Annotated in this window: 20 protein-coding genes; 12 read left to right on the forward strand and 8 right to left on the reverse strand. The window is 40.0% G+C overall.

All coding sequences use genetic code 11. The features are described 5' to 3' along the window. The first annotated feature begins 104 nt into the window (after positions 1–104). Positions 105–614 (forward strand): hydrogenase-2 assembly chaperone, encoded by a 510-nt coding sequence (gene hybE, locus HMPREF3263_RS08905; RefSeq protein ID WP_005697960.1) that lies wholly within the window; start codon positions 105–107, stop codon positions 612–614. Positions 615–724: 110 nt separating this feature from the next. On the opposite strand, the gene serA is transcribed toward hybE, so the two are convergent. The 4 genes from serA to lon form a co-directional block, all read right to left on the reverse strand. Next, on the reverse strand, positions 725–1957 hold the full coding sequence (serA, locus tag HMPREF3263_RS08910) for a phosphoglycerate dehydrogenase (protein ID WP_070853231.1): 1233 nt from the start codon (positions 1955–1957) through the stop codon (positions 725–727). A 19-nt stretch (positions 1958–1976) separates the two neighbouring features. After that, positions 1977–2636 carry a ribose-5-phosphate isomerase RpiA gene (rpiA, locus tag HMPREF3263_RS08915; RefSeq protein ID WP_005697963.1) on the reverse strand — a complete coding sequence of 220 codons (660 nt, stop codon included), beginning with the start codon at positions 2634–2636 and terminating at the stop codon, positions 1977–1979. 98 nt (positions 2637–2734) lie between these two features. Next, complete coding sequence (gene hemW / locus HMPREF3263_RS08920; RefSeq protein WP_005697955.1) at positions 2735–3883, reverse strand: radical SAM family heme chaperone HemW; 1149 nt, start codon at positions 3881–3883, stop codon at positions 2735–2737. A gap of 48 nt (positions 3884–3931) precedes the next feature. Beyond that, the gene (gene lon / locus HMPREF3263_RS08925; protein ID WP_070853232.1) at positions 3932–6349 is read right to left on the reverse strand and encodes an endopeptidase La; all 2418 of its coding nucleotides are present in this window, start codon (positions 6347–6349) and stop codon (positions 3932–3934) included. A 235-nt stretch (positions 6350–6584) separates the two neighbouring features. Here lon and HMPREF3263_RS08930 point away from each other — a divergent pair, with 235 nt between their 5' ends. Then, the gene (locus tag HMPREF3263_RS08930) at positions 6585–7475 is read left to right on the forward strand and encodes a VirK/YbjX family protein (RefSeq protein ID WP_070853233.1); all 891 of its coding nucleotides are present in this window, start codon (positions 6585–6587) and stop codon (positions 7473–7475) included. A 53-nt stretch (positions 7476–7528) separates the two neighbouring features. Here HMPREF3263_RS08930 and HMPREF3263_RS08935 read toward each other — a convergent pair whose 3' ends face one another. Continuing rightward, on the reverse strand, positions 7529–8095 hold the full coding sequence (locus HMPREF3263_RS08935; protein ID WP_005697966.1) for a TetR/AcrR family transcriptional regulator: 567 nt from the start codon (positions 8093–8095) through the stop codon (positions 7529–7531). 170 nt (positions 8096–8265) lie between these two features. Between HMPREF3263_RS08935 and HMPREF3263_RS08940 the strand changes: the two genes are divergently transcribed. The 5 genes from HMPREF3263_RS08940 (at position 8266) to HMPREF3263_RS08960 (ending at position 16756) form a co-directional block, all read left to right on the forward strand. After that, positions 8266–10323, forward strand: a complete 2058-nt coding sequence (locus HMPREF3263_RS08940) for a TonB-dependent receptor (protein WP_005697947.1) — start codon at positions 8266–8268, stop codon at positions 10321–10323. A gap of 3 nt (positions 10324–10326) precedes the next feature. Further along, positions 10327–12051 (forward strand): ABC transporter ATP-binding protein, encoded by a 1725-nt coding sequence (locus HMPREF3263_RS08945; RefSeq protein WP_005697974.1) that lies wholly within the window; start codon positions 10327–10329, stop codon positions 12049–12051. Continuing rightward, the gene (locus tag HMPREF3263_RS08950; protein WP_256337476.1) at positions 12036–13832 is read left to right on the forward strand and encodes an ABC transporter ATP-binding protein; all 1797 of its coding nucleotides are present in this window, start codon (positions 12036–12038) and stop codon (positions 13830–13832) included. The genes HMPREF3263_RS08945 and HMPREF3263_RS08950 overlap by 16 nt, the downstream gene beginning before the upstream one ends. Then, complete coding sequence (locus tag HMPREF3263_RS08955) at positions 13789–15021, forward strand: MFS transporter (protein ID WP_005697956.1); 1233 nt, start codon at positions 13789–13791, stop codon at positions 15019–15021. The genes HMPREF3263_RS08950 and HMPREF3263_RS08955 overlap by 44 nt, the downstream gene beginning before the upstream one ends. Before the next feature lie 211 nt (positions 15022–15232). Continuing rightward, positions 15233–16756: a YfcC family protein gene (locus HMPREF3263_RS08960; RefSeq protein WP_005697968.1), complete on the forward strand. Its 1524-nt coding sequence runs from the start codon at positions 15233–15235 to the stop codon at positions 16754–16756. 52 nt (positions 16757–16808) lie between these two features. Here HMPREF3263_RS08960 and HMPREF3263_RS08965 read toward each other — a convergent pair whose 3' ends face one another. From HMPREF3263_RS08965 to ansB, 3 genes are all read right to left on the reverse strand, one after another. Beyond that, on the reverse strand, positions 16809–17444 hold the full coding sequence (locus tag HMPREF3263_RS08965) for a hypothetical protein (RefSeq protein WP_005697982.1): 636 nt from the start codon (positions 17442–17444) through the stop codon (positions 16809–16811). Between the two features lie 124 nt (positions 17445–17568). After that, positions 17569–18870 (reverse strand): anaerobic C4-dicarboxylate transporter, encoded by a 1302-nt coding sequence (locus tag HMPREF3263_RS08970; RefSeq protein WP_005697945.1) that lies wholly within the window; start codon positions 18868–18870, stop codon positions 17569–17571. Between the two features lie 153 nt (positions 18871–19023). After that, a complete protein-coding gene (ansB, locus tag HMPREF3263_RS08975; protein ID WP_005697976.1) occupies positions 19024–20073 on the reverse strand; it encodes an L-asparaginase 2 in 1050 nt (349 codons plus the stop codon). A gap of 249 nt (positions 20074–20322) precedes the next feature. On the opposite strand from ansB, the gene HMPREF3263_RS08980 reads away from it, so the two are divergent. From HMPREF3263_RS08980 to HMPREF3263_RS09000, 5 genes are read left to right on the forward strand one after another with little or no spacing between them, the layout of a single operon-like run. Continuing rightward, positions 20323–20769: a rhodanese-like domain-containing protein gene (locus tag HMPREF3263_RS08980; RefSeq protein WP_005695015.1), complete on the forward strand. Its 447-nt coding sequence runs from the start codon at positions 20323–20325 to the stop codon at positions 20767–20769. 9 nt (positions 20770–20778) lie between these two features. Further along, positions 20779–21288 (forward strand): protein-export chaperone SecB, encoded by a 510-nt coding sequence (gene secB / locus HMPREF3263_RS08985; RefSeq protein WP_005697969.1) that lies wholly within the window; start codon positions 20779–20781, stop codon positions 21286–21288. A 53-nt stretch (positions 21289–21341) separates the two neighbouring features. Next, positions 21342–22349 carry an NAD(P)H-dependent glycerol-3-phosphate dehydrogenase gene (gene gpsA / locus HMPREF3263_RS08990; RefSeq protein WP_005697957.1) on the forward strand — a complete coding sequence of 336 codons (1008 nt, stop codon included), beginning with the start codon at positions 21342–21344 and terminating at the stop codon, positions 22347–22349. 9 nt (positions 22350–22358) lie between these two features. Further along, positions 22359–23156: a serine O-acetyltransferase gene (gene cysE, locus HMPREF3263_RS08995; protein WP_005697979.1), complete on the forward strand. Its 798-nt coding sequence runs from the start codon at positions 22359–22361 to the stop codon at positions 23154–23156. Between the two features lie 9 nt (positions 23157–23165). Then, positions 23166–23981, forward strand: a complete 816-nt coding sequence (locus HMPREF3263_RS09000) for a shikimate 5-dehydrogenase (RefSeq protein WP_005697971.1) — start codon at positions 23166–23168, stop codon at positions 23979–23981. Positions 23982–24013 lie beyond the last annotated feature (32 nt).

Genomic DNA, 24013 nt, shown 5'->3' on the forward strand with positions numbered 1-24013 from the left:
GAGACTATTGTTAAATCTCCCCTAACCCCTCTTTACGAAAGAGGGGAATTTTCTTTAAGGTTTCTCCAGAATTCTTTAATCTTATTAATATTGAAAAATAAACTATGTATCGACACGAAAAAACACCACAAAATCCGACCTCACTTTTAACCTCTGTCACTGGCTTTGAAGAAAACCCAACGGAGATTTTCCTTGCCGAAATGAAAAACATTGTGCCCGAAATGCAAGATCTTCCTTTCTTTCATAAAGGCATCGAGTGTTTCTGCCCTAAGTTTGTTTTATTCGAAGACCAATGGATTGGCACAGTATTAACCCCGTGGATGATGAGTGTGGTGATTCTACCTGGCCCTCAACAACAATGGGAACCACGTGAATTAGGTGATAAACTCACTGTACAACTACCGTACAAAGCACTCACTTTCACCGTTAGTAGTCTTGAAAATGTACCGCAATATTTAAGTTGTTCCTTGCATTCACCGCTCGATCCGAATCTGACTAACGAGCAAGCAGTTCAACTCACACAAGATTGTTTGCGTATGATTTTATCCATCCCAACCGCACAGCCGACATTTAATTCTGATCGCCGTAATCTATTTAAGGCGATGATCAAATAAATGTTAGCTGCAAACAGTTAATAAAAATGGGCAAAGTAAACTAACTTACTTTGCCCATTTTGCTTTCCATCCCACACAAAGTGCGGTCAGTTTTTACTTAATTTTTCAAATTAATACAACACACGGGCTTTGATTGTGCCTTCAATCTCACGAAGTTTCGCTAATAACGGAGACGCATCATCTGTTTCGATATCAACGACAACATAACCAATTTTCGGATCGGTTTGTAAAAATTGTGCCGCAATATTGAGATTAGCTTCAACGAAAATTTGGTTCAATTTGTTTAATACACCTGGACGATTTTCGTGAATATGAAGTAAACGTTTTGTACCAACGTGTTCTGGCAAGGATACTTCAGGGAAATTCACAGAAGAAAGGGTTGAACCGTTATCTGAATATTTCACAAATTTACCCGCTACTTCAAAACCAATGTTTTCTTGCGCTTCCGCGGTTGAACCACCGATATGCGGGGTTAAGATCACATTATCAAATTTACGTAGTGGCGAAACAAACTCTTCATTGATTGATGCAGGCTCAACAGGGAATACGTCAACCGCTGCACCACGAACTTTACCTTGTTCAAGTGCAGCTGCTAAAGCATCAATATCCACTACCGTACCACGTGCCGCATTGATCAAAATAGAATCTTGTTTTAATTGTGCAATACGTTCAGCACTCATTAAATTACGAGTTGAAGGTAAATCTGGTACATGAAGCGAAATCACATCACAAGAACCTAACAACTCTTCAAGTGTGTGTAATTGTTTTGCATTACCCAATGGCAATTTATTTTCAATATCGTAGAAATATACTTCCATCCCTAGAGACTCCGCAATAATACTTAATTGCGAACCGATATGGCCGTAACCCACAATACCTAATTTTTTGCCGCGCACTTCATGAGAACCCACTGCCGATTTATTCCATAAACCACGATGCACATCTGCATTCGCTTGAGGAATATTGCGCATTAAGAGCAAAATCTCACCCAACACTAATTCAGCCACAGAACGTGTATTAGAGAATGGCGCATTAAATACTGGAATCCCACGCATTTTTGCTGCATTAAGATCCACTTGGTTGGTACCGATACAGAAACAACCAATAGAGATAAGCTTCGGTGCAGCTTCAATCATTTCTGCAGTTAATTGGGTACGCGAACGTAAGCCAATAAAATGCGCATCTTTAATGGCTTCTTTTAGCTCATCACCATCTAAGGCTTTTTTGTAAAAGTCGATGTTGGTGTAGCCCGCTGCATGCAAGGTATCTAATGCACTTTGGTGCACGCCTTCTAATAGCACAAATTTAATTTTTGATTTGTCGAGAGAGACTTTGTTTGTCATGTTTGCTTCCTTATTTTTATTAATCAATAACTTTTGCGCCGTCTGGAGTGCCAACAATCACAATATCCGCACCACGTAAGGCAAAGATACCATTTGTTACCACACCCGCGACATTATTCAATTCTTTTTCCATTTCCACCGGATTTAAAATCGCGAAATTATGTACATCTAAAATCACGTTGCCGTTATCAGTCACCACGCCTTCACGATATTCTGGGGCACCACCAAGAGAAACTAATTTACGACCAACTTGTGAACGTGCCATTGGAATGACCTCTACCGGTAATGGGAACGTACTACCTAACACATCCACTTGTTTACTAGAATCCACAATACAAATAAATTTTTTCGCTAAAGCCACCACAATTTTTTCGCGAGTCAATGCTGCACCGCCACCTTTAATCATCATTTTTTGTGGATTGATTTCATCTGCACCATCCACATAAATATCTAAACTGGATACATCGTTAGCACTGAATACTTCAATGCCCTGTTTACGCAATAATTCTTCTGACGCTTTAGATGCGGCTACCGCGCCTTGAATTTGATCTTTTAATTCACCTAAGGCTTCAATAAAAAAATTCACTGTGGAACCACTTCCCACGCCAACAATGGTATCGGGCTTAACATATTTTAACGCCGCACGGGCCGCTAATTTTTTCATTTCTAATTGGTCCATTTTTCTCTCCCTTTTAACAACGTAAACGTTTACTTTACTTTAATACGACCCTGTCAAATAAACAAGTGTAAAAATTTATTTGTCATGATGAAAAAATTTTATTCATCTAAAAAAAGCGCTAACAGCTCATTCAAAAATAATTTTCCGTGTTTGGTGATTTGCCAAAAATCCGGTGTTTCCACGATATAATTCTGCTGAATGGCAAAATCAATTTGATTTTTGACCGCACTTTGCGAAAGCCCAGTATAATGGTCAAACTCTTGTTTTGGTACCGCTTCCAGTAAGCGGAAGCGATTCATAAAGAACTCAAAAGCGCGGTCATTTTTTTCCACGTTTTTTTCTTCATAAAGGTATTCACCACGCAAGTAGCCCTTTGGATGCTTCGTTTTAGAAAAACGTAAAATATCGCCATCAGGAAAAGTCAGTTTTCCATGGGCACCGCAACCTATAGCCAAATAATCCCCGAATCGCCAATAATTCAAATTATGCTGACATTGAAAACCCGGTTTTGCATAAGCGGATGTTTCATATTGCTGATAACCTGCTTCGATTAAAAGTTGATGTCCTTGCTCAAAAATATCCCAAAGCTCATCATCATCCGGCAATGTAGGCGGACGATAAGCAAACATGGTATTGGGTTCAATCGTGAGTTGATACCAAGAAAGGTGAGGTGGAGCAAGCTCAATAGCTTGTCGTAAATCATCTAAGGCTTCCTCAAGCGTTTGATTTGGCAAGCCGTGCATTAAATCCAAATTGAAACTTTTTAACCCAGAAACTTTCGCCAAATTGACCGCACTTTTAGCCTCCGCCGCATTATGAATTCGCCCTAAACGTTGTAATTTATCGTCATTAAAACTTTGAATGCCCATGGAAATACGTGTTACACCGGCATCTACATAACCTTTAAAACGCTCCGCTTCCACCGTGCCAGGATTGGCCTCCATAGTAATTTCAATATTCTCTGAAAAAGGAATACGACGTTTAATTTCTGCTAATAGCAACTTGATGCTTTTCGCTGAAAATAAACTTGGCGTACCACCACCAATAAAAATTGAATGAAGTGGACGGTTTTGAATACTCGTCTGATATTTCTTTAAATCTGCCTCCAGATCGGCGATCAGATGTTGCACATATTCTTGTTCAGGAATTGCGCCTTTCTGTGCATGCGAATTGAAATCACAATAAGGGCATTTCTGCACACACCAGGGAATATGCACATAAAGGGAAAGAGGGGGAAATTTTTGCATAATTAAAAGTCAAAAGGGCTTGTTTTCACAAGCCCTAAAAATGAGTCATTAATTGACCGCTCTTGCTGTTTTAGTCGCAGCTTTACGGCGTGGTGCTTTCGCTTTCGTTTCCACTTTCACGAATTCAATACCTTCCGGTGGATTCTCTAACGCTAAGCCTAACACTTCATCAATGGTTTCTACCGAATGAATCGCAAGATTTTCTTTCACGTTATCTGGGATTTCTTCCAAATCTTTCACGTTATCTTTTGGAATCAATACAGTTTTAATACCACCACGATGTGCCGCAAGTAATTTTTCTTTTAATCCGCCAATTGGTAATACTTTACCGCGCAGGCTAATTTCACCGGTCATCGCGACATCGGCACGCACTGGGTTACCCGTTAAGCAAGAAACCAATGCAGTACACATTGCGATACCTGCACTTGGACCATCTTTCGGTGTCGCACCATCTGGCACATGAATGTGAATATCACGTTTTTCATGGAATTCAGAATTGATACCCAATTTCTCCGCACGCGCACGTACTACGGTCATCGCTGCTTGGATAGATTCTTTCATCACATCGCCTAATGAACCGGTGAAGGTTAATTTACCTTTACCTACTACTGAAGCCGTTTCAATGGTCAGTAAATCACCGCCCACTTCTGTCCACGCAAGGCCTGTTACTTCGCCCACACGGTTTTGGGTATCCGCTTTACCGAATTCAAAACGTTTCACACCAAGATAGTCATGCAAGTTGTCTGAATTCACGGTAATAGATTTTACTTTTGGATTGACTAATAAATTCTTCACCGCTTTACGACAGATTTTAGAGATCTCACGCTCTAATCCACGCACACCTGCTTCACGAGTGTAATAACGAATAATATCTAAAATGGCATTTTCTTCGATGGTTAATTCACCTTTTTTCAATCCATTACGTTCAATTTGTTTTTGTAACAAATGACGCATCGCAATATTGAGTTTTTCATCTTCGGTATAACCAGAAAGACGAATCACTTCCATACGATCTAACAATGGACCTGGAATATTCATGGAGTTTGAAGTTGCCACAAACATCACATCAGACAAATCGTAATCTACTTCAAGATAGTGATCATTGAAGGTAGTATTTTGTTCAGGATCAAGCACTTCTAACAAGGCTGATGCAGGATCACCACGCATATCCGAAGACATTTTATCAATTTCATCAAGCAAGAAGAGTGGGTTTTTCACGCCAACTTTTGCCATTTTTTGAATCAATTTACCCGGCAATGCACCAATATAGGTTTTACGATGACCACGAATTTCTGCTTCATCACGTACCCCACCTAATGCCATACGCACATATTTACGGCCTGTTGCATTAGCAATAGATTGACCTAATGAGGTTTTACCCACCCCCGGCGGTCCTACTAAGCAAAGGATTGGACCTTTGATTTTGTTTAAACGTGCTTGCACTGCAAGGTATTCTAAAATGCGTTCTTTCACACGTTCTAAACCGTAGTGATCCGCATCTAAAACCTGTTGTGCTTTTGCGATATCTTTCTTCACTTTAGTGCGTTTATGCCATGGTACTTGAAGCATCCACTCAACATAGCTACGCACCACCGTTGCTTCAGCAGACATCGCTGACATCATTTTAAGTTTTTGTAACTCGCTCTCTACTTTTTCGCGTACATCTGCCGGCATACCTGCCGCATCAACCTTTTGACGAAGTTGTTCAACTTCATCAATGGTATCTTCGCTTTCGCCTTCGTCCATTTCTTTGCGAATCGCTTTAATTTGTTCGCTAAGATAATAGTTACGCTGGCTTTTCTCCATTTGTTTTTTCACACGGCCACGAATTCGTTTTTCAACTTGAAGAATATCCGCTTCAGATTCCATCATGCCAAGTAAATATTCTAAACGCTCTTGTACACCAGCCAGTTCTAATACGCTTTGTTTATGACGAACAGTCACTGGAATATGCGCGGCCATGGTATCAGCTAAACGATCGGCATCATCAATACGTTGAAGCGCACCTAAAACGTCTGCAGGAATTTTTTTATTGAGTTGAAGATAGCTTTCAAATTCATTTAAAACAGCTGCCTTCACCACATCTAATTCTTTTTCATCACCAAACGTGGTTTCAATCGGTGTGACTTCCGCTGAAAAATGGTCTTCACCATCATTTAATTGATTAATTTTCGCGCGTTGTTGCCCTTCCACCAACACTTTCACCGTGCCGTCTGGCAATTTTAATAGTTGAATAATATTCGCAATCGTCCCGACATCGAATACATCATCAACGGTAGGTTCTTCCAAATCCGCTTGCTTTTGTGACACCAATAATAATTGTTTGCCCTCATTCATGGCTTCATCAAGGGCACTAATCGATTTTGCGCGCCCAACAAAAAGTGGCATCACCATATAAGGGAAAACGACAACATCCCGTAATGGCAACACAGGAAGTGTACGTTGTTGAGTTCTTTTGGCGTTCATAATTATCTCTCTTACATCAATTCTATAATTTTATTGAATATGGGGATGAGTTGCATAAATTCAAGGTAGGATTTGGCATATTAAGGACAAATCGAGAAATAGGCAAGTAAAGAACCACCTTTATTGATGCTTAATTGGAAAAACCATGGAATACAGGTACAATAAGTGCGGTCAAAAATCAGCATGATTTTACCCAATAAAAAACGTTTGAAAAAATAACCGCACTTTATCCATTATGACAGCAAAACAAACTATTACTTTCGCGACCTTTCAAGAATTACTGCCCGATTCTTGTAATCATCCATTAAAAAAACAATTAAGGGATAAAGCCCGTTATTACGGACGTAAATTTTTATTTAAAAAACAATGTGATGCTTTGGTTGATTTCTTAAATGATAATCAAACCTGGATTCCGCTTTTTCAACAAAATCCATATCGTTTTAATGCATTGCTTGCCACCTATTGTGACAAACGTTTTTCTGCAACCGATCGACTCAATGCCATTATCAATAATCTGTTGATGCTTGAAGAAAAAATGGGCGTAGAATTTTGCAAAAAACTACTCCAAGAAAAATCCCTTTTATTAGCACAATTAACGGATCAACTTGGTATTTATTTCAACATCAACCAGATTGACCCTTTTGAAGGTTATTTTTCCATTAACTTAAAAGACAATGATGGGCGTAGCATTTATGATGCTTCTTTCACCTTCTTAAAACCAAATAAATTACTCATTGCCTCCATTCAAGGTCCTTCTTATGAAGAGGCGCAAGAAGCTGTGAAACAAGCCACAAAAGAATTACACGGTGTTCGTCCAATGTTTATGTTGATGAATGTTTTCCGCTTGTTAGCTGAAAAATGGCAATGTGAATTAATCGGTATCCCTCACACTTCACAAGGTAAATACCGTTTATCTGCGCGCAGTAAAATCCTATTCAACTACGATGAATTTTGGCAGGAAAACCAAGGTCAATTAAAAGGTCAATATTGGCAATTACCGCTTGAAAGTACCCGCAAACCGCTGGAAGAAATCGCTAGCAAAAAACGTTCTATGTACCGAAAACGTTATGAAATGTTGGATGAAATGTCCAAGAATATTTCAAATTTTGAAAGTAAACACGGTTAATTCCGTGTTTCTTTTTAGGCTAAGTACAAAATAAATATAAAAACAATAATCTATCAATATCGAATACCACACATAAAAAGTTGTAATACATCTTTAAAAAGCTTTTGCTCTCTTCCTTTATAGTAGAATTGGAGGCTGGCAGAATTTAATATTTCATCTATTTTTTGAATAAAAAGATCAATTAACATGACAGGGAAATCATCACGGATAATCTTGCGTTTTTGTAAAGTACCAAAAAAATAATGCATGTATTGATACTTCTCTTCTTCCATTTCTTTAAAAAAATCCCGTAATTCTCTATCCTGTTCGTGATGTAAATCATGTAAGACTGGTACTGAGTATAACGTTTCCATAGAATCTTGCTGCATTGATAAAATTTTTGTAATAATTTGACTTAGATCTGATTGAGTATCTAGCAAATTATCAAAATCTTCTCGCATCTTATTTTTCTGTTCTTCAAAGATACACTTCACAAGTGCCTGCTTAGTAGGAAAATATTTATAAAACGTTACTCGACTTACATCTGCTACCCGACAAATTTCTGCTACAGAGGTTAATACCCAGCCTTGTTCATAAAACAATTTAGTCGCAATCTGTTTTAGTAAAACACCTTTTTTCATAACCAACTCCTTAGGTAGCAATAACATAGTCTAAAGTATTAAATTGTCAAAGACTTCATTTGAGAAAAATTATTATTTACTTTCTCATGATAACTATGTTAAGTTTACACTATTAATTATTAATAGCAAAAAGTGTAAACCACAATTAAAAATTAATAATAGGAGAACCAATGAAAAAACCAACCCCACAATTAAGTTTGATTAGTCTTTGTATACTGAATATTTATTCTCTTTCTGCCTACGCTGAAAATAATACAATAACGTTGGATGAAATTACTGTGGTAGGTGAAAAATTTGAGCGAAATCAGTCTACTACTGGTTCAAGCACCTCAGTGGTAACAACCGATCAACTCAAACGAGAAGCCAATTTACTGTCTGCTACCCAATTATTAAAACGCGATGTAAATATTTCAGACACCGGCTTGGGCAATGATTTACCTACAGTGCGCGGCGTTGACGGTTCCGGTCCAGCAGTAGGTGCGGTGGCATTTTTTGCCGGTTCACGTCCACGTTTAAACATGCAAATTGATGGTAGAACTTCTAGCTATAATGAACTGGCGTTCGGTACAAAATCCCTGTGGGATATGAAACAAGTAGAAATTTATCGTGGAGCTCAAAGCTATGCCCAAGGGCGTAACGCCATTGCCGGTGCTGTGGTAATGACCAGCAATGATCCAACGCAAGAATGGGAAGGTGCTGCGAAATTAAATATGGGGAATCATCGATTGGCACAAACAGCCGCCCTGATTTCCGGTCCTGTCGTGAAAGATGAATTGGCGTTTCGTTTAAGCGTAGATCATCAACAACGGGAAACCGCTGTGGATTTACCGCATTATGATCCCGTCGGTAACCCACGTTGGTTTAAAGCCACCAACACCCGCGCCAAATTACTGTGGACCCCATCTGCATTGCCGGATCTCTATAGCCGTTTAACGTTCAATCATTTAAACGCGCGAGCCCCACAAAGCGAAACAGAGTTACAACCTAATTCACCACGTTACACGCCGGAACGTCCGGTATTCCAAACACGCTCTGCGAGTACCATTTGGGACATTGGCTATCAACTCTCAGATCGTTGGAAATGGGAAAATAAATTGGTTTACACCCACTTTATTCACGATAGAAAAACGACTTCGCCATTCAACACCGCATTGCCGCCAAATCGTCGAGGTGTTCCAGCTCGCGTTGATGGCAATGAATTCCAAATTGAACCCATTGTAAAATACGAAAGCGAAAAATACCGTGGTTTATTCGGTTTGTTCTATTTCAATGCGAAACAAGATGAAAGTGTTACGATGCTTAATGGACGCATTGCTCGCACACCGATTACGACAAATTTTAATGATAAAACGAAAACCAAGGCGGCCTTTGGTGAAATTACCTTTACACCTGATATTCCGTTTGAATTGACGCTTTCTGCTCGCTATGAACAGGAACATCATCAGCGTAAAGGCAAAAGTGCGATGTTTTCCATCAACCGGGATAAAAAATATTATGTCTTCCTGCCAAAAGCAGACATTGCATGGAAAATTAACGATAATCAACGCTTAGGCTTTAAAGTAGGCAAAGGTTACAACCCGGGTGGTGCCGGTGTGACTTTCGGTGTTCCGTATACCAGCTATGAATATGACGCAGAATATGTCTGGAACTACGAACTTTATCATCGTTGGATATCCACAGATAAACGCCTACGCATTAATAGCAACCTATTCTATAACGACTACAAAGACATGCAGTTACCGTTCACCCTTGGTCCGAATTCCATCGTGATCCGCAATGCCGATAAAGTCGTTACCTATGGTGCGGAAATAAATACCGAATGGCAGGCCACGGAGAAACTGGCACTCAATGCTGGCATCGGGATGTTAAAAACCGATATCAAACGTTATCCAAACAGCGGCATTGAAGGGAATAAACTCGCTCGTGCACCAAGTTTTAGTGGAAAACTGGGGGCCAATTATCGTCTTCTTGACCACCTAGAAATTGGCACCAATTACAGCTACAACAGCAGTTATTATTCCACTGCCGACAACTTAGCCAATGGTAAAGTAGGGCATTATGACCAACTAGATGTTTATTTAGCGTACGACTTTAAGTATGCCAGAATCACGCTTTATGCCGACAACGTGCTTAACTCACGCAAAGATATCTTACTCGTACCGCGCTCAGGCGACATTACCCGTCAGCCGGAACGTCAAATTGGACTTTCTACCGAGTTAAGATTTTAAACAATGAGTCAGCAGCACCAACAAATTTGCCAACCTGTTGCCGCGCAATTACGCGCCTCAATGTGGTTGGCAACCTTCGCGCAAGGCTTAAAAATCGGGATTTGGCTTTTGATGATCCACATTGTGTTCACCGTCAGCCAATCTCTTACGTTTCCTTATTGGCAGATTTTCGCGCTGCTTGCCACGTCCATTTTGTATTACACCTGCAAAATTAAAGCTCACGACAAATCTCATTATGAGGCCTTTGAATTGGAAAAAATTCTACGTCAACAGCTTGCAAAAAAAATCAGTCAATTATCGTTAGGCAAAGTCAATGAAATCGGGTCAGGCGGTTTAACCAAAATACTGTGCGATGACGTAAACGAATTGCACACCTTTTTTGCCGATGCACCGCCCCTTAAAGCGGAGGCTTATTCCACACCTATTTTCGTGTTGGCAGCATTGTTTTGGTTAAATTGGCAAATGGCATTGGCTGTGGTGATTTTCCTTGTCGTGTTGTTTACGATTCTGCAGCGTTTAATGCAAAAAAGTCGGTTGAATTATCGTGATTACGGTGTTGCCGTGAGCAGAATCAACAGCGCTATTATTGAATATATTCAAGGCATGAGCACGATTCGTACCTTTGATGCGGGACAAAGTTCGTACAGCCGTTTTAGCACCGCATTGGAAAATTTTAATCAGGTCATCTTCGCTTTTTTAGCCAAAGTGGGCGCACCAACACGTCTTGCCCGTTCGCTTTTTACACCAATGCCGATTATGCTGTTTTTGATCGTGTTAGGCGTGTATTTACACTCGCTTGCGCTGCTTTCCACCTTTGGCTTTTTTGCTTTTTTAGTGTTAGCTGCTGGGGTAATTGAAACCATGCATCCGTACATGGGGCTGTTTCATTTGTTGGAACGCTCCCGTGCCGCCATTGAACGCATTAACGAAATAAAAACGTTGGAAAATGCCACCGCACTTTTGCCACGACAAACGCCGAATGGTTATACCGTTCAATTTGAACAGGTCAATTTCAGTTATGGTGCCGACAAAGCGACACTGAAAAATATTAACTTCAGCGTGCCGCAAAATAGTTTTACCGCCATTATTGGCACTTCAGGCTCTGGCAAAACCACCTTGCTCAATTTGCTATTGCGCTTTTGGGATGTCGATAGTGGAAAAATCATCTTAGGTGGTGCAGATATTCGTCATATGGAACAGGATCAACTCATGAAATATTGTTCGGTCGTATTTCAGGATAATTTCTTATTTTCTTGCTCTATTGCCGAAAACATCGCTTACGGCATAGAAAATGTGACGGAAGAAGCAATTATCAATGCCGCCAAACAAGCCCGTATTCACGACTTTATTATGACATTGCCGGAGCAATATCAAACGAAGGTAGGTGAACGCGGACAATTATTGTCAGGCGGACAAAAACAACGTATCAGTATAGCCCGAGCCTTTTTACAAAATCGTCCGATTTTATTGCTAGACGAACCCACGGCTTTTTCCGATGCAAAAAACGAGGCGGATTTAATGCAGGCATTTCATGCGCTGATACAAAATAAAACAGTGATCATGGTAGCGCATCGCCTGTCTAGCATTACCCAAGCCGATCAAATTATTTATTTAGAGAACGGCAAAATCATTGCTCAAGGCAATCACCAAGCCTTGTTGCAAACCAATGTCGCCTATCAAACCCTTTGGGCGGAATATCAACAGGCAAAATTTTGGACGATACATTAGAGAATGTTATGCAATCTTACTTTAATCCTGAAACTCAACGCGTAAAAAGCCTGTGGCAAACTTATCACGCCTTATTTGTCGCCGCCCAACAGCAACAAAGCGCATTCTTACGCTGTCTTGCTTTTGCGGCGCTGTCTGCAACTTTATTCGGCGTGGCTATCGGCTTGCTGTATCCGCTGCTTTTGGCATTAGAACAAACTGAAGCAGGACAAAGTGCGGTCATTTTTTGGAGTGTTTTGTGTGGCGTGCTTTTAATCGCCAGCCTCCTTTTCCGCATTTGGGCGGAATATTATGACACCAAAGGCGATTCATTTTTGGCGACATATCAATTAAGGCGTCAACTGGGCGAAAAACTTCGCCGCGTATCTCTTGCTGTCCTCAGTGGATTTCGTGCAGGCGAACTCAGTGCCGTTGCCATCCAAAGTATTAATGAAGCCACAAATTACGCTTTCAGTTTAATCAGTATTCTAATTTACGGCATCGTAACACCGGTGTCTGCCGCCCTTTGTCTTTGTTTCTTTGATTACCGCTTTGGGCTGCTGATCTTCATTATTTTTCCGCTTATCGTGCCACTTTATTTATGGCGGAGAAAAGCTTTCCGTCGTGGATTTAGTATTTTGGCAGAAGCTAATCAGCGACTTAAAGGCGAAACCATTGAGTTTGTGCAGGGCTTGGAAATTCTGAAATCAACAGGACAGACAGAAAACAAACAACATATTTTCAACCGTGTGATTGAAGATGTGGCCAACATTCAACGCATCGGTACTAAAAAAGGCGAACGTCCGAATTTGATTATTACCTCAAGCATTCAATTAAGTCTTATTGCGGTATTAATTGTTGGCACATTTTGGGTGATTTCCGGTAGCGCTCATTGGGTATTGTTAGCCACGGTACTGATTTTAATTGCGCGAATTTCAGATGTATTAAACTTCTTTGTGCAAATGTCTTCGCTCTTAGAAATTTTTGTGATTAGCTGTGAAAAATTTGAAAAACTGATGGCATTGCCTGAATTGGCGGAAAATCATGGCAGCAGATTACCCACAGATTATCGCATTCGCTATGAGCATGTCCGCTTTGGTTACAATGCCGAAAAAACCATCCTAAATGACATTAATCTGGATATTAAACCTAACAGCCTCAATGCTTTTGTGGGCACTAGCGGTTGCGGTAAAACAACATTACTCCGCTTGTTGTTGCGTTATGCTGATCCGCAATCGGGGCAAATCACACTCGGTGGTGTCGATATTCGGGATTTTAGTCAAGAAAAACTCATGAGCTTGATTTCAGTAGTGTTTCAAGATGTGTATTTATTTCAAGACAGCGTATTAAATAACATCCGAATGGCAAAACCGAATGCTACAGATGAAGAAGTTATTCACGCCTGTAAACTTGCCCAATGCCATGATTTTATTCAGGCATTACCACAAGGATATCAAACGCAAGTTAATGAAATTGGGAGTAATTTTTCCGGTGGTGAAAAGCAACGACTTGCTATCGCCCGCGCGATTTTAAAAGACGCACCGATTCTCATTTTAGATGAACCAACAGCATCTTTGGATACCCGCAATGAGCTGGCAGTGCAAAAAGCGCTAGATCAGCTGGTTAAAGACAAAACCGTGTTGATTATTGCTCACCGACTTTCCACCATTGTGGGAGCCCATTGCATTTATGTGTTGGAAAACGGCAGCATTGCCGAACAAGGTACGCATCAAACACTCTTAGAACAAAAAGGACGTTATGCAGCGTTTTGGCAATGCCAACAAGGCAACATCACTCACTAAACAGGATTGGGCACTCCTTGCCACGACCGCCGGTTTTAAGTTCTGTGTGGTGGCGTTTTATATGATTGGTATTATCACCATGTTAAGAGAGTTGGGATTCGATCTTAAACAGCTTAGTTGGTTCTATTTGCTTGGTGGAATGGAAATGGCGAAATTCATCGTTTCGCCGTTAATTGAACGCTATCGTCTCAAGCGTATCGGGCAATTTCGCGGCTGGCTATGCCTTTCCTCGCTAATCATTTTTATTGCCTTATTCATGTTGCATTTCATCCAACCGCAACGGGATTTTACACAGCTTATGGTGGCGTGTGTGCTATTGAACCTAAGCAGTTTATTTTTCGGTTGTGCGGCGCTGGGGTTAACATGTTCAATCTTGCCTTTTGAGCAACGTGGCTTTGGCGGTGTCATTCAGGTGATCGCAGGACGCGTGGGTAAAATGCTTGGCGGCGGTTTGGTGTTACTGATTTATCATCATTATGGCTGGCAAAGTGCGGTGGATTTAATCAGTGTTTTTGCACTACTATTGATTCTACAAATCAGCCTATATTCCGAACCTACAGTTGCCGCTGAACCGCAAAATCCGCCATTGCGTTTTTTATTCACACGCTTTTTCCACTTTTGGCAACAACCGCACATTTCATTTCGTTGGTTGATTTTATTGTTATTTTTGTTTATTCCCAGCGGCATGGTGGTCAGTAGTTTCATTCCACGTCTAAATGCCTTGGGCTGGAGCAGCCAACACATTGGGCTATTACTTTCCGTATTCGACCCCCTTTGTGCTATCGCCTTTGCCCCACTAAGTGGTCTATTACTCAAAAAATATTCTCGGGTTTCTGTCACCCAATGGGTATTATTTAGCCAAATTTTTGCCTTCTGCTTATTTATTTTATTTGAATATGTCGGCACAGATTTTCCTTATCTTATCGCTGTACCAATCTTATTATTAAGTATTACTTACGCATTACTTGTGCCGTGCTTGCTGGCTATTATCCTTGATTATTCATCTAAAGCTTATGCCACATTGGATAGTTCACTACAATTTTCTGTTGCATTACTAGGGGCATATTTAGCTGGTTTTATTTCACTCAGATTGATCAGTATATGGGGATACGTTACGGTATATTGGATTGTGACAATCATTGCATTTGCTATTTGGTACTTTTTTAAGAACTACAATCAAAAATCATAAAAACGTAATGATCAAATGCTATACACCTCTAATTTTTCTGAACAAATCAATTTTAAATTAAATCTCACCATATAGAATTCAACCAAAGTAAACGATTGCCAACCTTGTTATTATTGCATTCTTTCAAAAATCGCCCTTTGCTTTTTTGCTCGTTTTGTGTAGAATACGCGCTCGGCTTATTGATTAATCCGAACACAAGGAGTTCTCCATAATGGAAGCATCAAAGAAAAAGATGAAATTTCCTTCCGCATTTAGCATTCTCTTTATTATTCTTCTTATTGCCATTGGTCTTACTTGGCTTATTCCCTCAGGATCCTACTCTAAACTTTCCTACGACAGCACCGAAAATCATTTTATTGTTAAAACCCACGGAATTCCCGATCAAAGCTATCCAGCAACAGAACAAACCCTTAATCAACTCAATATCAAAATTCAACTTTCTCATTTCACCAACGGCATTATCAAAAAGCCGATTGCTATCCCCGATACCTATCAACGCATTGAACAACACGAAAAAGGCATTACCGATATGATTCACGCCATGGTAGATGGCACCATTGAAGTCGCGGATATTATGATTTTTATTTTTATACTTGGCGGGATGATTGGTGTTATCAACAAAACAGGGGCGTTTAATGCCGGATTAATGTCTCTCACCAAGAAAACGAAAGGAAATGAATTCTCTGTTGTCTTTGCTGTCTGCGTGTTGATGCTGTTAGGAGGTACGGCTTGTGGTATTGAGGAGGAAGCGGTAGCCTTCTACCCGATTCTTGTTCCTGTCTTTTTAGCCTTAGGCTATGATTCGATTGTCTGTGTTGGCGCCATATTCCTTGCTGCCTCAATGGGCACAGCCTTCTCTACAATTAATCCATTCTCCGTTGTCATTGCCTCAAATGCTGCAGGGATTCCATTCACTGAAGGGATGGGATTTCGTACACTGGGTCTGATTCTTGGTGGAGCCTGTGTGATTGCTTACATGTATTGGTACTGTAAAAAACTGCGTGCTAATCCTGAGTTTTCTTATACGTATGATGATCGCCAAGCATTCTATGATCTCTATATGAAAGATATCGATCCAGATGCTAAGGTTGAATTTACCTTTAGAAGAAAACTGATTCTGATTCTATTTAGCGCCGCCTTTCCTCTCATGGTATGGGGTGTGATGTTTGGCGGTTGGTGGTTCCCTCAAATGGCGGCTTCCTTCCTAGCCATAACCATTATTATTATGTTCATCAGCGGATTGCCTGAAAAAGATGTCGTAAATGGGTTTACTCACGGTGCTTCTGAATTAGTCGGCGTTGCATTGATTATCGGGTTAGCTCGAGCAGTTAATATCATTCTAGAACAGGGAATGATTTCTGACACCATCCTTGATTGTATGACACACCTTGTCGCTGGAATGAATGGCGGAATCTTTATTATCGGCCAGCTCATTGTCTTCATTTTCTTAGGATTGGTTGTACCTTCATCTTCAGGTCTTGCCGTACTCGCTATGCCAATTATGGCTCCGCTAGCTGATACTGTTGGCATTCCAAGAGATATCGTGGTATCGGCTTACAACTGGGGGCAATATATTATGTTGTTCCTTGCTCCAACAGGATTAGTCCTTGTTACATTACAAATGCTTGGCATCCCATTTAATAAATGGTTGAAATTTGTCATGCCAATCGTAGGTTGCCAATTTGTTATTTCATCGATACTTCTCCTTGTTCAAGTATTTATATATGCGCAATAAGCAATAAAATAAAAAGCCACGCAATTGCGTGGCTTCTTTTTATCATCTGATGCTATTTGACAAACTCATCAAACTCTAACTCATAATCATCACCATCTCTGGTGTATTTGATATAACGTGGAAATTGTTCTCCTGAGAATTTCTTCACCATGATGTCTTTGTTACCTGTTTTAAATGAATAGGTAATTTCAGTAACAGTTTGCTTGTTATATTGAATCTGTTTTTCCACTTTCTTCACATTCACATTTTCCATTGGGTAAAGTTTTTTACCATTTGTAATTTGGAAACTGATTGGCAATTTATCGTAATAACTCAACTGAAATGCCATGGTGAATAAGTCAAAAGTCGGTAATTTTAACGGTTCAGTTTCTAACCCATTTTTCACTTTACCGTATTCAATGGTTGTTGGTGAAATTTTAGAAATAGCATAAGGCTTACCATTACGCACATCTTGATAATTCACCATTTTAAATTGACTCGAAGTTTGTGAACCACGAGAAGTAAACACAATGTTGTACAACGGAATATTAATTTTCGCATTGACGGAATACTGTGAACCATCTGCTTTAAAATGCACGTACGCAGGCATTAAATAATTGGAACTGTATTTAATATTATAATCCACCGCAGACCATGCTGTTGGCACATAAGCAATTAATGCAGCAAAAAGGATTTTAAATAACTTCATTGGTTTTCCTTATATATAAAAATAGGTTGCCCTTTAGAGTATCACAACAAAAAGAAGTTCCCCATTAAAAAACCATCTTATCCTAAGACAAGATGGTTTTCATTTATTTTAACTTAATGGAGGATTATAAAACTGCGCCCGCCATTAAGAAGCCGAATAATACAGATAAGCTAATTGCAATCACACCAGGAATTAAGAATGGGTGATTGAATACATATTTACCGATACGAGTTGAACCAGTGTCATCCATTTCTACTGCCGCAATTAAGGTTGGGTAAGTAGGAAGAATGAATAATGCTGATACTGCGGCAAATGCTGCAATTGCGGCTTCCGGAGAAACACCTAATAAAATAGCAGTCGGATATAATGCTTTTGCAGTTGCAGCTTGTGAGTAAAGTAAGGTACTTGCGAAGAACAAGATAACCGCTAAGCTCCAAGGGTATTGTTGTAAGAACTCAGCTGATACTGCTTTGATTTGATCGATATGACCTTCAACGAAAGTATTACCTAACCATGCCACACCAAGCACACAAATTACTGCTGACATACCTGATTTGAAGGTTGCTGCATTGGTAATGTTTGCAGTGTCCACTTTACATGCCATAGTGATAATCGCTGCAGTCGCAAGCATGAAAGAGATAATCGCGTTATCACGAGAAAGAATTGGGTTTTGAATTAAACCAACTGTTTTACTGATTGCAGTTGCATAAAGCATGACCACTAAAATTGCGATAAGGAAAATTGCGACAGAGCGTTTTGCATAAGGTTTGATCTCAATTTGCATTTCACCACGCATAGTGATTAAGCCTTTCGCTAGACGATCTTGGTAAACTTCATCATCTTTCAAATCTTTACCGAGGAAGTTACAAATCACCGCAGTAATCATACATGCAGCATAAGTAGTTGGAATCCAAATACCTAATAATTGTAAGTAACTTAAACCAAAGTTTTTCTCTAATTCAGCAGAAAGGAATACTACTGCAGCAGAAATTGGAGAGGCTGTAATCGCAATTTGTGAAGCGATAACCGCAATAGAAAGTGGGCGTGAAGGACGAATACCTTGTTCTTTTGCCACTTCAGCAATCACTGGAAGTGTTGAGAACGCTGTGTGACCAGTACCTGCAAGCACAGTCATAAAATAAGTCACCGTTGGCGCAAGGAAAGTGATGTATTTTGGATTTTTACGTAGGATTTTTTCAGCCATTTTTACTAAAAAATCCATACCACCCGCAACCTGCATTGCCGCAATCGCCATAATTACAGACATGATAACTGAAATTACATCAAACGGGATTGCACCCGGTTTTAAGCCAAGCAGTGAAAGTGCTACAACACCCATACCACCCATGAAACCAATACCAATACCGCCTAATCTAGCCCCTAAGTAAATAAAGAGTAGGACGACTAAAAGTTGAGCCCAAATCATAATGTTTTCTCCATATTAATTAAAAATAATTCTGAAACAAATCTTAACAACAAACTAGTGCATTATCTATATTTATTACTTGGATTAGTCTATTTTATCCGAAAGTGCGGTTAAAATTTAACTCAAATTCTGACCACACTTTTAGTGACTGTCTTAGAAATCCTCAAAGTATTGTTGAATCACTTTTGGATCTTTTGTTTGTGTTAAGGCTAATTGTAATAACACACGTGCTTTTTGCGGATTCAATGTACCTGAAGCCACAAAACCATATTTAGAATCATCTACTTCAGCATCACGTGTTGTGTAACCCGTCGGCACACGAGATGATCGAACCACTACCACACCATCTTTCGCCGCTTTTTCTAAACGTTCTAAATGGGCTGCATTCACATTACCATTACCCACACCCGCAGAAACAATACCTTGATAGCCCGAATCCAATAATGAATTTAACGGCTCAATTGGTGCATTCGAATAAGCATAAACAATGCCTACTTTTGGCAAGCTGTCTAATTTATCCACATTAAATGGTGTGTTTACGGTATGTTTACTTTCAGGTGAACGTTCATAATCCACTTTACTGTTATGGATGTAACCCAATGTACCATAGTTTGGTGAATGGAATGTTTGTACTGCAGTAGTGCTCATTTTGGTCACATCGCGCGCACCTAATACTTCATCATTCATCGCCACTAATACGCCGCGACCAGATGATTTTTTATCGGTTGCCACGACGACAGCGTTATAAAGGTTTAATGGACCATCCGCACTTTTTTCTGTCGCAGGACGCATAGCCCCCACTAATACAATTGGTTTTTCACATTTTGCAGTAAGATCTAAGAAATAAGCGGTTTCTTCCATGGTATCGGTACCATGAGTAATCACAAAACCATCTGTATCTTTACATTGTGCATTAATGGCTTTAGCTAATTTTAACCACACATCATCGCTCATATCTTGTGAACCAATCTTCACAATTTGCTCACCTTTTATATTTGCAAGCTGCTTAATTTCGGGCACCGCATCAATTAATGCATCAACATTGAGTTGCCCTGCTTTATAAGCAGAAGAAACGGCAGTTTCACCGCTTCCGGCAATGGTGCCGCCAGTCGCTAAAATCGTAATATTGGGCAATTCCGCGGCTTGTGCGACCGAAAAACCTAGTCCAAGCATCATAAGTGCTGTTAATTTTTTTAATTGCATGCGCGTCTCCTTTCACATTTAACAATCTAAGCTCAGCTATTCTCTACTTAATTAGGCGTAGAATAAACACAAAGATAATATATTTATGATCCCGATCACATTTTTATTGATCCGATTGTATAAGCTTTCGCCAACGTTGCGTTTCCTTGATAATTTTTTTGAAAGATAACTAAAGTGCGGTTATACTTAAAGCCTTATTTCATCTGAAGATAAACTCTTATTCATTATCAAAATTAAGTTGAGAACAACATGCAAGAATTTATTCCTCAAGCAATTGAATTTGCTCAAAAACACACTTTTTTAACGATCGCATGGTTTGCTGTCCTTTTTATGACACTTTTCACCTTTTTTAAAAGTGCGACACAAAAATATCGCGTCATCACCAACCCTGAAGCGGTTCGCTTAATGAACGATGAAGAAGCCGTGGTGATTGATTTACGCCCTATTGATGAATTCCAACGCGGCCATATCATTGGTAGCGTCAACTTGCTTCCAACTGAAATTAAAAATCAAAATGTAGGCAAAATTGAACATCACAAAGAAAAACCGCTTATCATTGTGGATGTTAACGGTGTTTCTTCTGCTACATCCGCAGAACTTTTAACCAAACAAGGCTTTGAAAAAGTTTATGTGTTAAAAGACGGTTTAGCGGCTTGGGCGGGTGCAAATTTACCATTAGTAAAAAAACATAAGTAAGGATCCTCTATGTCTGAACAAAATCAACAACCTGAAGTAGCAGCTGAAGAGCAACAAGAAGCAGTACTTCAAATTCAACGTATTTATGTAAAAGATGTTTCTTTTGAAGCACCAAATCTTCCTCATATTTTCCACCAAGAATGGAAACCAAAACTCGGCTTTGATTTAAGCACTGAAGCCGTTCAAGTGGGTGAAGATTTATACGAAGTCACGTTAAACATCAACGTAGAAACCACCATGGAAGACTCTGGTGATGTGGCGTTTATTTGTGAAGTAAAACAAGCTGGCGTATTTACAATCAGCGGTTTAGAAGATGTTCAAATGGCACACTGCTTAACATCTCAATGCCCAAATATGCTTTTCCCTTATGCACGTGAATTGATTTCTAACTTAGTAAATCGCGGTACATTCCCGGCATTAAACCTTTCTCCAGTAAACTTCGATGCGTTGTTCATTGATTACATGAACAAGCAGCAAGCTGCAGCCGAAGCGGAAGAAAATAAAGAAACCCAACATTAATTGTGATAAGGGCAGGCGATACCGTCTGCCCTTTTATTTTAAAGGTGATTGAAATGAACGCATCCCAATCTCCAATTACCATTCTTGGTTGCGGTTCTTATGGAACAGCACTCGCTATCTCATTTTCTCGCAATGGTTCTCCAACCTATCTTTGGGGGCACAATCCCGATCACATTCATCAAATGCAACAGGAACGTCAAAATCGCCGTTTTTTGCCTGACATTGAATTTCCAGAAAGTTTGCATTTAGAATTAGATTTGGAAACAGCTCTTGATCAATCGAAAGATATTTTAATTGTGGTGCCAAGCCATGCTTTCGGCGAAATTCTCTTAAAAATTCGACCGCACTTAAAACCAGATCATCGCTTAATTTGGGCAACCAAAGGATTAGAACGCAACACCGGCCGATTACTACAAGAAGTAGTGGAAGAAACCTTAGGTAAAGCAATTCCAACCGCTGTGCTTTCTGGTCCTACTTTTGCGAAAGAATTGGCTCAAGGTTTGCCAACGGCGATTACCCTTGCCTCTTGTAATGAAAAGTTTGCCTTAGAATTTCAAGCGCGGATTCATTGCAGTCAGCATTTCCGGGTGTATGTAAACCAAGATATGATTGGCGTTCAATTAGGTGGCGCCATTAAAAACGTAATTGCGATTGGCGCAGGTATTTCAGATGGTATGGGATTTGGTGCCAATGCCAGAACGGCATTGATTACCCGTGGAATTGCGGAAATTACTCGCTTAGGCGTATCCATGGGGGCCAATACGCAAACCTTCATGGGCATGTCAGGTTTAGGTGATTTAGTGCTCACTTGTACCGATAACCAATCCCGTAACCGTCGATTTGGCTTAATGCTCGGGAAAAGAACTGATAGCCAACAAGCCATGGATGAAATTGGTCAGGTGGTGGAAGGTTTTTACAACACCAAAGAAACCTATTTATTAGCGCAACGTCAAGGCGTGGAAATGCCGATTACAGAACAGATTTACCAAATGCTCTTTTGTGGTAAAAGTGCACAAGAAGTGGCACTAAGCTTATTAGGTCGTGAACGAAAAGGCGAATAAGGAGAAAAAATGACGTTAGAAGTATGGCAACACATTCGCCAAGAGGCAAAAGAACTAGCAGAATGCGAACCAATGCTCGCCAGCTTTTTCCATTCCACTATTTTAAAACATCAAAATCTCGGCAGTGCCTTGAGTTATTTGCTTGCGAATAAACTGGCTAACCCTATCATGCCCGCAATTTCGCTGCGTGAAATTATTGAAGAAGCTTATCAAGCCGAGCCCAATATCATTGATTGTGCCGCTTGTGATATTAAAGCCGTGCGCCACCGCGATCCTGCCGTGGAATTGTGGTCCACACCATTGCTTTATTTAAAAGGTTTTCACGCTATTCAGAGCTATCGCATTACCCATTATTTGTGGAACCAAAATCGAAAAGCACTCGCACTTTATTTACAAAATCAGATTTCAGTAGCTTTCGATGTGGATATTCACCCTGCCGCCAAAATTGGACACGGCATTATGTTTGACCATGCTACCGGTATTGTTGTGGGTGAAACCTCCGTGATTGAAAATGATGTGTCTATATTGCAAGGTGTTACCCTAGGTGGTACAGGTAAAGAATCCGGCGATCGCCATCCAAAAGTTAGAGAAGGTGTAATGATTGGAGCTGGAGCAAAAATTCTCGGTAATATCGAAGTGGGCAAATATGCCAAAATCGGTGCCAACTCTGTTGTACTTCAACCAGTGCCTGAATATGCCACTGCAGCAGGTGTACCCGCTCGTATTGTCGGCAAAGACAAAGAAGCAAAACCAGCATTTGAAATGAACCAATATTTTATCGATGATGATATAAATCTAAATATTTAAGGAATCGATATGATTAACAAAGACACCCAACTTTGCATGTCCCTTTCTGGCAGACCAGGCAATTTTGGCACGACATTCCATAACTATCTGTATCAAAGACTAGGGCTTAATTTTATCTATAAAGCCTTTACTACTACGGATATTGAAAGCGCCGTCAAAGGCATCCGTGCACTTGGCATTCGAGGATGTGCCGTTTCGATGCCTTTTAAAGAAAGCTGCATGCCATTTTTAAATGAAATCTCGCCTTCTGCACAAGCCATTCAGTCTGTGAATACCATTGTGAATGATCAAGGTTTTCTTCGCGCTTACAACACCGACTATATCGCGATTGTTAAACTTATCGAAGAATATCAATTAGATAAAAAGAGTTGCATGATTGTGCAAGGCAGTGGTGGCATGGCGAAAGCCGTCGTTGCAGCCTTTAAAAACAGTGGATTTGAGCATCTGAAGATTTTTGCTCGAAATGAAAAAACAGGTAAAAATTTAGCCGCACTTTATGGCTATGAATATATCCCATCTTTAGATAATCAATCGGCAGACATTTTAGTCAACGTTACGCCAATTGGGATGAAAGGTGGAAAAGAAGAATTTGATCTCGCCTTTCCTGAAAATCTCATTCAACAAGCTCAAACCGCTTTTGATGTAGTGGCGATTCCTGCTGAAACACCGTTTATCCAATTTGCTCAACAGCAAGGTAAACAAACCATTTCTGGTGCAGAAGTGATTGTGCTACAAGCCGTCGAACAATTTGAGCTCTACACAGGCATTCGACCTGATGATCAATTAATTACTGAAGCGGCTGCTTTTGCAAGGGTAAATAGTTAAAGTTCAATAAAAAAGGCGTTTTAATTCAAAAC

Source organism: Haemophilus sp. HMSC61B11 (assembly GCF_001838615.1).
Taxonomy (GTDB): Bacteria; Pseudomonadota; Gammaproteobacteria; order Enterobacterales; family Pasteurellaceae; genus Haemophilus_D; species Haemophilus_D parainfluenzae_AD.

What these genes read in the sequence shown, in the direction of transcription:
- hybE (WP_005697960.1), top strand. Translation starts at nt 105, where the DNA reads ATGTATCGACACGAAAAAACACCACAAAATCCGACCTCACTTTTAACC.
- serA (WP_070853231.1), bottom strand. Translation starts at nt 1,957, where the DNA reads ATGACAAACAAAGTCTCTCTCGACAAATCAAAAATTAAATTTGTGCTA.
- rpiA (WP_005697963.1), bottom strand. Translation starts at nt 2,636, where the DNA reads ATGGACCAATTAGAAATGAAAAAATTAGCGGCCCGTGCGGCGTTAAAA.
- hemW (WP_005697955.1), bottom strand. Translation starts at nt 3,883, where the DNA reads ATGCAAAAATTTCCCCCTCTTTCCCTTTATGTGCATATTCCCTGGTGT.
- lon (WP_070853232.1), bottom strand. Translation starts at nt 6,349, where the DNA reads ATGAACGCCAAAAGAACTCAACAACGTACACTTCCTGTGTTGCCATTA.
- HMPREF3263_RS08930 (WP_070853233.1), top strand. Translation starts at nt 6,585, where the DNA reads ATGACAGCAAAACAAACTATTACTTTCGCGACCTTTCAAGAATTACTG.
- HMPREF3263_RS08935 (WP_005697966.1), bottom strand. Translation starts at nt 8,095, where the DNA reads ATGAAAAAAGGTGTTTTACTAAAACAGATTGCGACTAAATTGTTTTAT.
- HMPREF3263_RS08940 (WP_005697947.1), top strand. Translation starts at nt 8,266, where the DNA reads ATGAAAAAACCAACCCCACAATTAAGTTTGATTAGTCTTTGTATACTG.
- HMPREF3263_RS08945 (WP_005697974.1), top strand. Translation starts at nt 10,327, where the DNA reads ATGAGTCAGCAGCACCAACAAATTTGCCAACCTGTTGCCGCGCAATTA.
- HMPREF3263_RS08955 (WP_005697956.1), top strand. Translation starts at nt 13,789, where the DNA reads ATGCAGCGTTTTGGCAATGCCAACAAGGCAACATCACTCACTAAACAG.
- HMPREF3263_RS08960 (WP_005697968.1), top strand. Translation starts at nt 15,233, where the DNA reads ATGGAAGCATCAAAGAAAAAGATGAAATTTCCTTCCGCATTTAGCATT.
- HMPREF3263_RS08965 (WP_005697982.1), bottom strand. Translation starts at nt 17,444, where the DNA reads ATGAAGTTATTTAAAATCCTTTTTGCTGCATTAATTGCTTATGTGCCA.
- HMPREF3263_RS08970 (WP_005697945.1), bottom strand. Translation starts at nt 18,870, where the DNA reads ATGATTTGGGCTCAACTTTTAGTCGTCCTACTCTTTATTTACTTAGGG.
- ansB (WP_005697976.1), bottom strand. Translation starts at nt 20,073, where the DNA reads ATGCAATTAAAAAAATTAACAGCACTTATGATGCTTGGACTAGGTTTT.
- HMPREF3263_RS08980 (WP_005695015.1), top strand. Translation starts at nt 20,323, where the DNA reads ATGCAAGAATTTATTCCTCAAGCAATTGAATTTGCTCAAAAACACACT.
- secB (WP_005697969.1), top strand. Translation starts at nt 20,779, where the DNA reads ATGTCTGAACAAAATCAACAACCTGAAGTAGCAGCTGAAGAGCAACAA.
- gpsA (WP_005697957.1), top strand. Translation starts at nt 21,342, where the DNA reads ATGAACGCATCCCAATCTCCAATTACCATTCTTGGTTGCGGTTCTTAT.
- cysE (WP_005697979.1), top strand. Translation starts at nt 22,359, where the DNA reads ATGACGTTAGAAGTATGGCAACACATTCGCCAAGAGGCAAAAGAACTA.
- HMPREF3263_RS09000 (WP_005697971.1), top strand. Translation starts at nt 23,166, where the DNA reads ATGATTAACAAAGACACCCAACTTTGCATGTCCCTTTCTGGCAGACCA.